Genomic DNA, 14995 nt, shown 5'->3' with positions numbered 1-14995 from the left:
ATACTTTTTAGACATGAATGCTTGTTCATTAATCAGATTAATGCGTACTACAGGAGTATCTATATTTAACATATCACATGTCTTATACATACATATAAAAATATAAGTAGTTAATGACTGTATATTGATTTATTTTTTATTAAAAAAGAGAATAGTGTTTATTAAAAAAATAAAATAGAATTTTAAAAAATTCCTAATATAATATTAAAATATTACATATTTTAAGATTTTTTATCTAAAAATCTTAAAAAATAAAATAAACCTTCATGAGGTTAATACTAATTAATTCGAATAAATATATATAATATTGAAATAACAATCTTTTATAAGCAAGAACTTTAATTACTTTCAGTTTGGGTCTAGTAGAAAAAACGAGCACTCTATTATTAGAGAAATGCGTCCACTTAAAATATTTGAGATTAAGTTAATGAGCGATGTACTTAAAATTCTTAACAATATTCGTACCCTTCGAGCACAAGCCAGAGAATGTACTCTAGAAACTTTGGAAGAAATGCTAGAAAAATTAGAAGTCGTTGTCGGCGAGCGACGTGAAGAAGAAAGCCAAGTTAAAGCAGAAATTGAAGAACATATCCGTAAATTACAACAATATCGTGATATGTTGATTTCAGATGGAATTGATCCAAATGAATTACTCCATTCGATGAATTCATCTAAATCTACCGAAAAAATTAAGCGTGCTGTTCGTCCAGCTAAATATAAATACATTGATGAAGATGGTGATATTAGAACTTGGACTGGCCAAGGTCGTACTCCAGCGATAATCAAAAGAGCAGTTGATGAAGAAGGAAAAACATTAGACGATTTTTTAGTTTAATTTTTAGCGTATTTTAAAGAATTGATTCTAGCGTTAGTTAATAGATTATATCTATATATGTATCTGAATAATATAAGAATTCTTTAATTTGAATTATATGTTTATAAAAACATGAAATTTATGTGAAATATTATTTCATATTGTTGATATGATCTAATTAAAAATTAATGCGACACTTTTTAATAAAACAATTTAAAAACGACTGTGCATCATTACACTAATATATCTTTTAATATACATAGCATAATGCATTATATCCATATAATATCTTTTATTACTTTTATAAACTTATTAATATTCATAAACTATTTCATAGCGTTTAATGATTAATAGGTAGTGAATTAATAATTTTAAATTTATATTTAGAATATGTTACAATTAGATAAATTGTATTATTAACTTAACATAATTGTTTAACATTTTATATATTGTTACGCAGTAAGCTAATATCGACAAGATGTATAATCAGCAATTGTATACTATTTATGGTTTAAATTATTCTAAATTTTTACTTTATAGCTTATAATATATAAATTTAAAATATCTTGATATGCAACGTGCTACTATCAAACAGTATTCGTCCAAAATTTTATTATCTACAATAAAAGATCTTCTTATTTAAATGTAAGGACTCCTTAATTACCAATTAGTCATAAAGATTTATTAATCTAAATTAAATAGTTTTTTTATATTTTAATATTTAATTATCCAATATAGAAGTTCTACTGTAATAGAAGAATATACTTTAACGTATATTGATTGATTGTGATTCATATTTGAATCACTTAACATGGAAATGTTGTATTACATTGCATATAACGTTTTAATGTATATAAATGTAATTTTTATAAACGTCGGGCTAATGACATGTAAAATTTACTAGCTAAATTTATCCTTCATAATCTAATGTTTCTTTTCTAAAAAATAGATTAATTAAAATATTAGCTTAAAATATAGGGTATTGTATCGCTTTTTCTAAATATTTTTTAAATTTTTTATAAAACATTAATAAATTTGATAAAATATAATTAAATGACTAACTTAAAAATGGATGAATATTCAACTTCTTTACATAAGAGACTATAATAATTGACTTTACCTTATCATCTCATACTTTTTAAAAAAATTGATTAATTTATTTATCATATTGAAAAATTTTATAGATATATTAATTAATATATTTTGAGTAAAATTAATCATTTGATTAAAGAAAATTTTCCATGAAAATAATGTTGTTATGTTCAAAATCTATACTGTTAATATACAAATATAAAAATTAATAAATGATTTTTAATCATGATCTAATATCTTATCAAGTAAGATCTAAACATTGAAAGAAAATTATACATTGTATACATTTATTGTTTAGTTTTAGATATTTTAATAAATTTATTATAAAATGATATTGCAATAATCAGTACTAGCCATTCTATTTCATAGTTTGGCATCATACCTATCGATTAGATATACATATTACTTAATTTATTGTAGCATCTAAAAAAGTATATACAAAACGAAGTGCTGAAAATAGACATATCAGTCTATTCCAAAGATGCACAAATTTAAAATTTTTTAATTAGTCTTTATTAAAAGCATTCAATAAAATAAAATTACTTAATTTAATTAAAATTAAGTTTTTTATAGTTTAGTTTTAAAATTTTTTAGTGAAAATATTATTTCAATAATGATTAATTATATAACTCTTTTACTAAAACTAATTTAAAAATGACTAATTAATGATTTGTAATTATTATTGGATATACGTATTTCAGATTGAAAGACATGGTGCATAGTAGTTTAACCCTTAATTAAAAAATATTATTACTGTCAATAATATTGTAATGTTATTACGATGTTCATCATGAGTGTACATGTGTCGTAATAAGTTTTTATGTTTAGCATCATGCTAACGCATCACGCATGAACTATGCATTTAACAAAACATTTTAGTTAAGTATATAAATATTTATCTGATGCATAAAAATAAATTATTAATTACGTGGTGCTATTACATAGTTTATTAATCACATATAAAATGTGTACATAGTGTATCTAATTTAGAATATGTATATAAAATAGCGAATTTATATATCAATTTAATATGTTCTACCATATAAAGACAAGCCGTACTTTAATTCATTTTCAACAGTATATGCTGAATATTGATTTTTATTATTACTTTTTAAAATGATCTAACGATCATTAATATAATGAATCTAAAAGATAGAGACGAATTATAAATAATATAATACGTAGACAGTTGTCAAACCACTTAAAAATAACTTTGATTTACTGGATATTGTTGATTGTTTTATACAATGAAATAAATGTTCATATCTCCAATTAATTACTGATTCTCCTAACTTATTTTATATTAAGACTCACGATGAATATATGTTATGTGATGATCCGTTATATATATCATGATGTCTATAAGCCTATATTAATATATGATAAAAATCTGATGTATATCAATCTCTCTGTTAGTGAATACTTTTATACTACTCATTAATAATAAAAAATACATAAATCAATATGCATACATAATGCATCAACTAATCAGGAAAGAATAATGAAAGTTGTACTACTCGGCGCAGCAGGCGGTATTGGCCAAGCTCTGGCATTAATGTTAACAACTCGATTACCTAAAAATTGTACACTTTCTCTTTATGATATTGCACCAATGATAGAAGGAATTGCTTTAGACCTTAATCACATACCTGTTTCAACCAAGATTTGTGGATCTTATATTCAAGATATGACACATGTATTGCATGGAGCAAGTATTGTACTAATTGTTGCAGGTGTATCTCGAAAACCCGGTATGGATAGAGCAGATTTATTTAATGTTAACGCTGGAATTGTGCGTCAATTAGTTAATCACGTGGCAATACACGCACCGCAGGCTTTGATTAATATTATTACTAATCCGATCAATAGTATGGTTCCTATTGCTGCTGGTACGCTGACACACGCAGGAATTTATCAACCTAATAAATTGTTTGGCATTACCACGCTGGATGTAATCCGAGCAAATCGATTTGTAGCGGATATGAAAGGATTATCACCTGATCACATTGAAGTACCAATAGTTGGAGGTCATTCTGGCGTCACGATTTTGCCCTTACTTTCTCAAGTGCCAGATATCACGTTTAGTACAGAAGAGATATGTATTTTGACCCAACGTATTCGTAACGCTGGCACTGAGGTAGTAATCGCCAAAGCAGGTATGGGATCAGCTACATTGTCCATGGGATATGCTGCGGCTCGCTTTACTATGTCCTTAATTTGGGCCTTGCAAGGACGACAAGGAATTGTTGAATGTGCATATATAGAGAACAATACGTCATTTTCTCGTTTTTTTGCCCAACCTGTTTTGTTAGGGCCACAGGGTATTAGTGCGCGACGACCATTGGGAATACTTAGCAGTTTTGAGCAACAGGAACTCCAAAACATGCGAGATAAACTAAATAATGATATTACATTGGGTGAACAATTTATTCAGAAATATCCAATGTCATCTTGCAATACTTTATAATTCTCGTAGTCTACTCATTACTTTATAATTCTAGTAGTCTACTCATTCGAATAATACACACACTAATCTATTGCAAACAATGGCTATAAACGTGCTCAATTATTTTGAGCCTACATACTCTTATATATTAGATAGTAGATGAAAATTTAAGTGTTTTGAATTTTTTAAAATTATTTTAAATTATATAAATGGACAAGATAAAATGTATAAGTATTTATTTTATATAAAATTAAAATGGAATAAAAATATATTTTTTATCCATTAAGTTAAAATGGAATAGTATCATTCTTATTTTTCATCAGACATGAAATTAGTTAAATCAAAGGGTAATATTAGAAAGACATAAGATAACAAAAAACATATACATTCTATTATTATAGAATAATGTATATAGTACAGTGTAGTTTATTTTACTAAATATAATAATAACTTCTTTCTTTAAGAAATGAATAAAAGAAATTTATCAAATAAAAACATTTTCTTTACTTACATAAAATCTTATACAGTTTAACAAAACTGATTACATTTTCTGAAATAAGAATACGATGCAATATGATAAATCATGCATCAATGCAATTATAATCAGTATCATGACGCTATTGCTTTTCAATTTAATTTCGACTTTTGATATACCATTAGAATAATGAACAATATATTTCGTGTTTAAAAACATTTTTCATGTATTTCAAAATAGTAAGATAGCTACAAGTTCCAAAAAATAGATAAAATAAATTGTTAAATCACCATCGTTAAAGTAAATAGTAAAATATAATAATATTAATATTAAAAAATAATAGATATTATATAGAAATACATAACTATGTACGAAAGCTTATTTCACTATAAAAATATAAATAATGTCGAAGAATTTGGTTGATTAGATCATATGTGGGAATGTTTGTTCAAAATACTAAATTAGTTGAATGAACATTATCTACATGGTTCCAAATAACTGGAAAAAATAGATCTAAATAATGATATAAATCAAATAGTAATAATACTATAATACTTGTATAAGTATAAAAATACAATATACTAAATCAATTAGTAATTGAAGGTATAGTGTGTATTATTTATATAATAATACATAATAAAATATTATATATTGACAATATTGATAAATAAAATGTTATTAATATTAAATTAATTATATTTCTTTACATTCAAAATGTACGTTGCACTGTTACGTTAGCTAAACTTTCTAATGCATCACGATACGGAGAAGGTAAGAGACAATGTAAACAGGCAATAGCTTTGTCTGCTTCTTCTTCTGCGCGCTGGCGCGTATATCCTAATGAATCACATTGACGCATTGTTTCTAAAACAGTTTGCAGCAAATGGCGTCCATCACCTTGTTCTATAGCTTTTCGAATTAATGCTTCTTGTTCTGGTGTACCATTATGCATTGCATGCAGCAGAGGTAGTGTTGGTTTACCTTCATTTAAGTCGTCGCCAGTATTTTTACCTAATGCTTTTCCATCAGCACTATAATCTAATAGATCATCAATTAATTGAAAAGCTGTTCCCAGATAACGACCATAATCGCGCAGAGCTTCTTCCTGATAAATATTAGCACCGGATAGAATAGCAGAAGATTGCAAAGCTACTTCAAATAAACGTGCAGTCTTACTGTGAATAATTTTCATGTAATTTTCAATGGTTGTATTTGGATCATTACAATTCATTAATTGAAGTACTTCTCCTTCAGCAATAATATTAACCGCTTCAGACATTAATTGTAAAACTTGCAACGATTTAAGATCAATCATCATTTGAAAGGCACGAGTATAAATAAAATCACCAACTAAAACGCTAGCAGCATTTCCAAAAGTTATATTAGCAGTTGCTTTTCCACGTCGCATTTCTGATTCATCTACCACATCATCATGCAATAAAGTAGCAGTATGGATAAATTCAATTAACGCAGCAACAGCGATATGTTGATTACCTTTATAATCTAAGGCTCGCGCTGCCAGTACTATCATCATCGGCCGAATGCGTTTACCTCCACTACTGATAATATAATGGCCAAGTTGATTAATTAAAGTTACTTTGGAATTCAATTGTTCACACATTGCTTTGTTAACAGCTGCCATATCCTGCGAGATCAGTTCAGTGATGTTTTTAAAGTTCATTTTTATATTGTATTAGATGTATACATATTGACCGTTTTTAGCATCTTGCTGTATCTAGAATCTAAATGGAGGAATATAGTGCAGTGAAATTATACATTGAAAATGTAATAGGTAACTGCTGATAAAAACTAGTATCTTTTCTACTGATGTTTACCACTTGTTTTAGTAAGATACTTAAGTATAATCTATTTAGTTAAGATATATGGTTTTTGCTTTTAAACAGTTATATGTTTAGTATATTGAACACGGAGTTTTTATGTATGCGATTTTTAAAAGTGGTGGTAAACAATACCGAGTGAAACAAGGTCAAACTATTCGCCTTGAAAAATTGGATATTGACACAGGCAATTCTATTGAATTTAAAAAAATAATGATGATTGCTCGCGGTGAAACTATCAAAATAGGTGATCCTTTTATTAAAAATAGTAAGATTACGGCAAAAATTATTTCCCATGGTCGTAGTAATAAGATAACGATTTTAAAATTTCATCGTCGTAAACATTTCCGTAAGCATCGCGGTCATCGTCAATGGTTTACAGATGTTCAAATAGTCGGAATTCAAATTTAGGATAATAATTTTATGGCACATAAAAAAGCTGGTGGATCTACTCGTAATAATCGTGATTCGAAAAGTAAACGTTTAGGAGTTAAACATTTTTCTGGTGAAACTGTCAACGCTGGTAGTATTATTGTACGTCAACGTGGTACTAAATTTCATCCAGGGATAAACGTAGGTTGTGGTAAAGATCACACTCTATTTGCCTTGAGCGCAGGTAAAGTTAAATTTATAACAAAAGGGTCTAAAAATCGTAAATTTATTACTATAATTTCTGAATAGATTATTATCTAAACTAACTCACCATAATCAAAATAATTACTTTCTATCTCTTACATCTCATGCATGAGATGCAAGGGTTTGTTTATATTGATTCTTTAGAATATCATATTGCTACGCAGTAACTATATTTAGAGTAGTCATCTTTTTTGAAATGTTACATATAATATCTTATTACAGAAAATCTGTATTATGTATCGCATGAATATGATTAATTTTGTGCTAATTTTTTATTAGATTAATACACTCATTAATTAATTACATTTAAATAGGATATAAATCCTATAGTTAATCTTTATTGTTCTATATTATCTAATATATTTTTTATATAAAAAAATAGCAAGGTTATTCAGTAATTGCTTTTCGGCATATAATTATGCAGAAAGTATTTTGTTTTATAATATTAAAAAATTTATGGCTTAATAAAATTTATATAAATTATCTTTTTGTCAATAAAAAATATAAATACAGTTGTTGTTGAATGGTATCAATTATAGAAAAAATATGATATAGATCACAATTAGACATTCTTGTAATCAAAATTAGAAAACACTGCTATTAAGCAGTATCATTTAATTTAATTATTCAACTAATTATAAAATTAATTAGAGAGTTTATATGAAATTTGTTGATGAAGCTATTATTCAAGTAGCGGCAGGTAATGGCGGTAATGGTTGCGTTAGTTTTCGACAAGAAAAAAATATTCCTCGTGGTGGTCCAGATGGAGGTAACGGCGGAGATGGTGGTAATATATGGCTTACGATAGATGAAAATTTAAATAGCCTCATTAATCATCGTATTAAAAAAATCTTCCATGCTGAATGCGGTCAAAATGGAAGAAATAAAAACCGTACTGGAAAATGCGGAAGAGATACCATCATTCGAGTCCCTTTAGGCACTCGAATACTAGAACTTAGCACTAATGAAGTAATCGGCGACATGATCCGCCATAAAGAACGTGTGCTGATAGCTAAAGGAGGTTTACGTGGATTAGGTAATACCTATTTTAAATCGTCAATAAATCGAACACCATATCAAAAAACTAACGGTACAAAAGGTGAAATTAGAGAAATTAAATTAGAAATGATGCTGTTAGCTGATGTTGGTATGCTTGGTTTACCAAATGCTGGTAAATCTACATTTATCCGTACAGTATCTGCAGCTACACCTAGAGTAGCTGATTATCCCTTTACTACATTGACACCAAGTCTTGGTGTAGTACGTCTAGATGATAAACAAAATTTTATAATGGCAGACATTCCTGGTATTATTCAGGGTGCAGCTAAAGGAGCTGGACTAGGTATACGTTTTCTAAAACATTTAGAACGCTGTAAGATATTATTACATTTTATTGATCTTGCACCAATAGATCAATCTGACCCTATAGAAAATGCTCGAGTGATCATTAAAGAATTAGAACAATATGGGAATATTCTAACTAAAAAACCACGTTGGTTAGTATTTAATAAAATAGATCTTCTTGAAATTCATCAAGCAACAGTACGAGCTAAAATTATTGCTAAAGCCTTGAATTGGAACACACACTACTATTTAATTTCTTCATTTAAGCACTATGGTGTGAATAAACTATGCTGGGATATAATGACATTTATTAATACTCATTTGAGTAAATCAGATATTTCTAGAAAAAATGATTTAGAGTATAATAGAGATAATCATTTAGAATGATTATCAAAATTTAATGACTGATAATTAAACGCTATAGCCATATTAAAATAATAAATGTGCAGATTTTTTTTATTTATATAAAATAGAAATAAAGATTAGATATATTACAAATCATGACATGTTCGTACTTGTATCATACGCAAAATCATATATATTTTTAGTATTTATTTTTATCCAAAAACAACTTTTGAATAAAAAAGATCTATGTGTTTTTTAACGTATTAAAAGTATTAAATGAATATATAATAGATTTGAAAATTATAATTTAATCTAGACTAACCATAGTTAAAGATTATGTCTTTAATTGAAGTAATATAAATATATTGTTTTTATTTTTATCAATTAATTTAGTTATAGATTATATATCTCGAAATATCTTTGTTAAGAGGAATTTCCAATTATTTTAATTGAAATTAAAATAATCAATTAAAAGATTATTAAAATAATGTATATCTTTAAAAGATTTATGTTAATTTTAGTAATTAATTAATTTAAAATATTGAATAATTAAAAATTATTTACATAATTATACTAGAATACATTAGAATTAACTAAAATTGGTTCTATATGCTATATTTTAGCATTTCTTTGTTTCTAATTATATTATCATAAATATCTTTTACAAAACGTATGTTTTTCTTATAGCAAATCATTGTAATTTACATTACAAGCTAAAAAAATATGTTTTACACTATATTTTATGAACACGATTAACTATTTATTTATTAATACATAGATTTGTTAGAACGGATAAATTGTTTAAAATTTTTTATTACTGAAGCAATGTAGTAGCATTAAATTATCCAATTTTAATTGGAACATAATTTATTATTTATTGCATAGAATATAATTCTGTTTATTGTAAAAGAGTTTCAATCTATTGCATGTCTTATTAGATTAATGTAATTAATAACTTTTTTAATACTGTTAACAAAATTTAGATGATTTATAATCAAGATATCAACGATATGATCATCATATATCTTTGCATCCGTTATCTTTTCATCCGTTTTTATATCCGTTCAATCTATAATAATAGATTAGCCTTACTAATTTTTTTATAATTGTTTATGTATTAAACTGGAACGGTGTTTAAATATATTCTTTTCTCTGAATTGAAAAACATCGCTAATGCTATTGTTAATAGAAATATGAAAATTTTAGAATCATATTCTTTATCTTTTTATCGAAATTATTTATATTAGTACTACTCCTACCATAATTTATATGAGTAGGACTAACTTCAATTTCTTATATTTAAGAAGCTTATTATAAATCTAGGATGGTTGATAATTTATCTTTAATAAACCTAATAGTCGCATTAAACGTTCCTTTCTAATGCAGAAACAAAAAGATTTTACTGAAAATTGTGTTGAGTGATATATTATATATCATATATAGATGATCTACATTCTTTATTTGCACTAATTAAAGTTTAGTGAATGTCAAGTACTAACAATACTAATACTAGTGTTAAAACCTACACTTTGCTGATTAAATGATATTATCATTACAGTAGAGATCTTATCGTTCTTAATTTAAGTCAAAAAATTTTAAAAAATAATATATAGATGATCAGTATATTTATATAGGATGTATTACCCTATCCATCATATATTAAATACCAGTATATCTCAATTTAAAAAATAGAACAATTTATTTAAATGACACTAAGTTCTACTACAACATAATAATCCATATATAATTACATAACAAAATAATGACAAATAAAAAATTTTTTTAAAAAGTAAATGCCATATTTTCATATGAATTATATTAGTTTCTATTACACGGTATAAATTATACCATTAATTTATATTCTAACGATTTAACAAGTTTAACATTATGACTAATAAATAATATGGTGTATGTAGTAAATTTATTAAAATTATGTTTTTTTATAAAAAGTATATTATTTTTAATACGATTTATCGTCTCAAATTTAAGCCACCTATTTACTCTAAAAATTTTTAGAGCATTTTTTACTATAAGAATTATAAAAAAGATCTAAATATTTTGGATTATTCTATAATAAATAGATCAGATCAATCTGATGTACCACCTAAAATAGATTGAAAATAATTTCATTATGAATTCTTGAAAAAAATTTAAATATTATTTCCAATGATGCATTAAACATAATCATAAGTTATTAAATAATGATATTTTTATAAAAAAATGAATAATGTAAAATGATTTCATCATAGAAAAAAGAAGAAACTATCACTAAATATAGTCTATATCAATCAATTCTATTTTTAAGAATAGTTTCATGTAGTGCGACATTCTTTTAACATTGCTGCTACAATTGATGTATTAGCTAAAAATAAATTAGTAATACTACTGATATTTTTATATCATATAAACACTCACTACACTTAGTAAAAATATTTTTATATAATTTAATATTATTGAATTTACTTACTGGTTTCGATTACGGAGAATTAATGAGATTTAAGCATTTTTTACCCTGTGCTAATTGTTGAATATTCTGTAGAGTCGTTTGATAAATATCAGTCAATGCTTCTTCAGTTAAGAATGCTTGATGTCCTGTAAATAACACATTATGATAAGCTGATAGCTGATGGAAAATATCATCTTGAATTACATCATTTGATTTATCTTCAAAAAATAAATCACGTTCGTTTTCATAAACATCCATTCCCAAAGCACCAATCTTTTTGAGATTAAGAAATTTTATCGCAGCCTGGGAGTCAATAAGCTTTCCGCGGCTCGTATTAATAATCATCACACCATTTTTCATTTGTGTAAAAGCTGTACTATTGAGTAAATGATAGTTATCTTGTGTCAAAGGACAATGTAATGAGATAATATCTGAGGAAGAATATAATGTATTTAAATCTACATATTCAACGTTTAATTTATACGCTTGAACATTTGGATAAGGATCAAATGCTAATATACGCATGCCAAAACCCTTTAGTATCCGAATAATAGCCATACCGATTCTACCTGTACCAATAATACCGGCAGTACGCTGATACATATTGAAGCCTATCAGGCCTTCAAGAGAAAAATTAGCGTCTCGAGTACGTTGGTAAGCCCGGTGAATATGGCGATTAAGACACATCATCATACCCACTGCATGTTCTGCTACAGATTCAGGTGAATAATTAGGTACCCGTACTATCTTAATATTTAAATTATGTGCAGCGTTAAGATCAACATTATTAAATCCTACGCAACGTAAGGCTAAAACTTTGATATCCAAATGGGCTAATTTCTCTAATACCTCCCGGCTTCCATCATCATTGACAAAAATACATACAGCATTGCAACCTGCTGCTGTTTTCGCTGTACGTGATGTCAAAAGAAAATCAAAATATTCAATGTCAAATCCAAATGATTTATTTATTTTAGATAAATATTTAAAATCATAATTTTTACTGCTATAAACGGCAACTTTCATAAGTTTCTTTTCCATTTATTTCATTAATACATTAATGCATAAAATTAATATCTAATATTTAAATAACATTAAATACGCTGAATATTACCTATAACTATAATATTTGATATATCTAAACATTATGTTAATGATAACATCATTAATATTATACTGATATAGTTATATATTTTAACTTATTTTAAATAATGGAATTATATTTCCATTCTGGTATAATTTTTGAACAGATATAATCTATCTAACTAATGTAGCTGTAAATTCTATAATTAATTAATAATCATTATATTTAAGATACAGTATGATATACTGTATCTTTATTAAATAAATTTTCATCAGATCTCATGAGCGGCGTATTCATTTTTACTTTTTTTCTGTAGTTATTTGACTATTAAGATAATATTATTAATATTAACTTTTTTAAGTTTTAAACTACACTACAAAAGTGTAATGTTATAATGAAATTTTAATTCCTAAATTTATTTTTAATTTTTGAATACAGACATTTACTAAAATATCATTTAGCTTGCATAAAACATAGACTTCAAAAAACAACATAATTTATAATACATTTCAGAACTAAACAATATTATTGTAGTAGTATAATAATGAGCTGTTTAATCCATAATATTATTAATTCCATATGATTTATATTAGTAATAATCGACATGTACTAAATGTTAATTTTATTAATTGGTATTCATTTATATTTAGATGCACGTATTTTCTAATAGAAATATTTTAATGATTGTAAATCAAATGAAATTTGATTAGGTTAGTAAGTTAAAAATCATACACATACTAAAATCTTCATTTAAATTATGTAACTTTAGAGATCACATTATGTAAAGAATAGTTCTCCTAATCAAAATATTATTGTTAATATAATAGTTTGCACTGATACTCTATCAAATATCATATATTACTACTTTTCAAAAATTATTAAACATCACTATTATTATATTTATGAATTGGAAATTATGCTATTAATGCATAATAATTAAGTTCAAGTATTGTTAAATCTAACATTGTTACTTTTTCAATGTTGTTATAAAAAAAGCTATTAATAACTTAAAATACGTCAGATAGTGTTAACTATATATAATAGTATCGGCTTAATGCATTACATTTATATATTAACTAATTCTATTAAATACAGAAGTTAATACATATTGCACGAATAATTTTTACTTATGCAGTAGCACTGCGTGCTTTTATCGCCGATACATTATAATAATAAAATTACAATAATCATTGTTAGTATTGATTATATCAAATATAAAACTGATATATTAATATTCAACTATTATTGAAAATATTGCTATTAATTAAATAATCTTGTGCATAGTATATCATGGGACCTAACTTTAATTAAATATTAGACGTTATCATTAATAATGATAAAATATCATCTAACTCTAGATAATATATTTAAAAAATGTTATGTATTATTGAGTAGTTATTCAGACTGTGTCTCAAATAATTTTATTATGATAAAAGTCAAAAGAATATGAAACATTCTTCTATTAAAGTTATTTAAATCTGCATTACATTATAACAAATTATAAACACGGGATAAAAGACCAGTATCGCTAATGGCAGTGGGTGATTTGTTTTCTGTGATAAATATTGATTCACCTGAATATAATATCAGTTCATAACTATTACAACTAACAAGTAGCTTGACCACTTACAAAAGGTAAGATAGCAATGCTGTTTTGATCTAATACAAAACGGACAATGTGTTAGCGATGCAGAAAAAATCACAATCATCTAGTTAGGTTAAAAAATTAAATGCTGTTAAAGCATATAGGTTGGCTCAGAACTCTATTTGCAATTTGAGACATAAATATTACATTAGCTATACATTCAGATATATCAATGCATTTACAACTAAAACCAGCACAGTACATGATCAGAATTTTCTAATAACTTCCATTGTTATTCCTATAAGATAGGAATTAGGTGTTCGTGGCAATAAATATAGTCTGTCCACCAGGTTGTAAAGTTATGACATTCATCAACAATAGTAAAAATAGACCATTATCTTCAGAACATACAAAAAGAAATCATACGAATACTTTCCCCCCCCCAAGGTTCGACATGATGATGAGACACAGTAGATTTGAGAGTCTGAAAAGCGAACAATTTATGTTCAACAGGCATTTCTAGTAGATTATGAAATAATTTTGATAAATTTTTTTATTTTGGATAAGTTAGAAAAATGGGAATAGTTGGATGAATACTAGTTATTAATCGTAATAATGGAATAATTGATGTGAATTCTAAAAAACCGCTGATCATTTTAAAATCTGTAATAGAAAAAATTAATTCTGGTTTGTAATTAGAATCTTTAAAATTTCGATTAAAAGTATTGAATGCTATATTAGCCTTCTTTTCTTTAAAAAAATCTATTTTGAGCGGAATACATATTAGAATGAACCTACACAGATAGCGGTGTATCAACATACAATACTTTAAATAAAATAGGTAAGTTACTACTAAATCGTTTAGCTACTTCCTTTATCCAATATAGTTA

General features: G+C 25.8%; 8 protein-coding genes and 1 pseudogene. 5 read left to right on the top strand and 4 right to left on the bottom strand.

Annotation, left to right across the window (positions count from 1 at the left end):
- The first annotated feature begins 427 nt into the window (after positions 1-427).
- Positions 428-835, top strand: coding sequence for a histone-like nucleoid-structuring protein H-NS (hns, locus tag ACICP0_RS01405; RefSeq protein ID WP_395480163.1), 408 nt, complete (start codon positions 428-430; stop codon positions 833-835).
- 2572 nt (positions 836-3407) lie between these two features.
- On the top strand, positions 3408-4373 hold the full coding sequence (gene mdh / locus ACICP0_RS01400; protein ID WP_395480162.1) for a malate dehydrogenase: 966 nt from the start codon (positions 3408-3410) through the stop codon (positions 4371-4373).
- Between the two features lie 1163 nt (positions 4374-5536).
- Here the strand turns inward: mdh and ispB are convergent.
- The gene (gene ispB / locus ACICP0_RS01395) at positions 5537-6508 is read right to left on the bottom strand and encodes an octaprenyl diphosphate synthase (protein ID WP_395480161.1); all 972 of its coding nucleotides are present in this window, start codon (positions 6506-6508) and stop codon (positions 5537-5539) included.
- Positions 6509-6764: 256 nt separating this feature from the next.
- On the opposite strand from ispB, the gene rplU reads away from it, so the two are divergent.
- From rplU to cgtA, 3 genes and pseudogenes are all read left to right on the top strand, one after another.
- Entirely contained in the window at positions 6765-7076 is a 312-nt protein-coding gene (rplU, locus tag ACICP0_RS01390; protein ID WP_395480160.1) for a 50S ribosomal protein L21, read from the top strand.
- A gap of 12 nt (positions 7077-7088) precedes the next feature.
- The gene (gene rpmA, locus ACICP0_RS01385) at positions 7089-7346 is read left to right on the top strand and encodes a 50S ribosomal protein L27 (RefSeq protein WP_395480159.1); all 258 of its coding nucleotides are present in this window, start codon (positions 7089-7091) and stop codon (positions 7344-7346) included.
- A gap of 615 nt (positions 7347-7961) precedes the next feature.
- Positions 7962-8961: pseudogene (gene cgtA, locus ACICP0_RS01380) on the top strand (Obg family GTPase CgtA); the annotation flags it as partial.
- 2505 nt (positions 8962-11466) lie between these two features.
- Here the strand turns inward: cgtA and ACICP0_RS01375 are convergent.
- The 3 genes from ACICP0_RS01375 to ACICP0_RS01365 form a co-directional block, all read right to left on the bottom strand.
- Positions 11467-12462, bottom strand: coding sequence for a 2-hydroxyacid dehydrogenase (locus ACICP0_RS01375; protein ID WP_395480158.1), 996 nt, complete (start codon positions 12460-12462; stop codon positions 11467-11469).
- 2196 nt (positions 12463-14658) lie between these two features.
- Entirely contained in the window at positions 14659-14925 is a 267-nt protein-coding gene (locus ACICP0_RS01370; protein WP_395480157.1) for a type I phosphomannose isomerase catalytic subunit, read from the bottom strand.
- Positions 14900-14983, bottom strand: coding sequence for a type I phosphomannose isomerase catalytic subunit (locus ACICP0_RS01365; RefSeq protein ID WP_395480234.1), 84 nt, complete (start codon positions 14981-14983; stop codon positions 14900-14902). The genes ACICP0_RS01370 and ACICP0_RS01365 overlap by 26 nt, the downstream gene beginning before the upstream one ends.
- Positions 14984-14995 lie beyond the last annotated feature (12 nt).

Source organism: Candidatus Curculioniphilus buchneri endosymbiont of Curculio glandium (assembly GCF_964275155.1).
Taxonomy (GTDB): domain Bacteria; phylum Pseudomonadota; class Gammaproteobacteria; order Enterobacterales; family Enterobacteriaceae; genus Curculioniphilus; species Curculioniphilus buchneri.
The sequence above is the reverse complement of the archived record's forward strand: the minus strand, read 5'-3'. Positions and strand labels throughout refer to the sequence as shown.

Coding starts and splice junctions, on each gene's coding strand:
- hns (WP_395480163.1), top strand. CDS start 428: ATGAGCGATGTACTTAAAATTCTTAACAATATTCGTACCCTTCGAGCA.
- mdh (WP_395480162.1), top strand. CDS start 3,408: ATGAAAGTTGTACTACTCGGCGCAGCAGGCGGTATTGGCCAAGCTCTG.
- ispB (WP_395480161.1), bottom strand. CDS start 6,508: ATGAACTTTAAAAACATCACTGAACTGATCTCGCAGGATATGGCAGCT.
- rplU (WP_395480160.1), top strand. CDS start 6,765: ATGTATGCGATTTTTAAAAGTGGTGGTAAACAATACCGAGTGAAACAA.
- rpmA (WP_395480159.1), top strand. CDS start 7,089: ATGGCACATAAAAAAGCTGGTGGATCTACTCGTAATAATCGTGATTCG.
- ACICP0_RS01375 (WP_395480158.1), bottom strand. CDS start 12,462: ATGAAAGTTGCCGTTTATAGCAGTAAAAATTATGATTTTAAATATTTA.
- ACICP0_RS01370 (WP_395480157.1), bottom strand. CDS start 14,925: ATGTTGATACACCGCTATCTGTGTAGGTTCATTCTAATATGTATTCCG.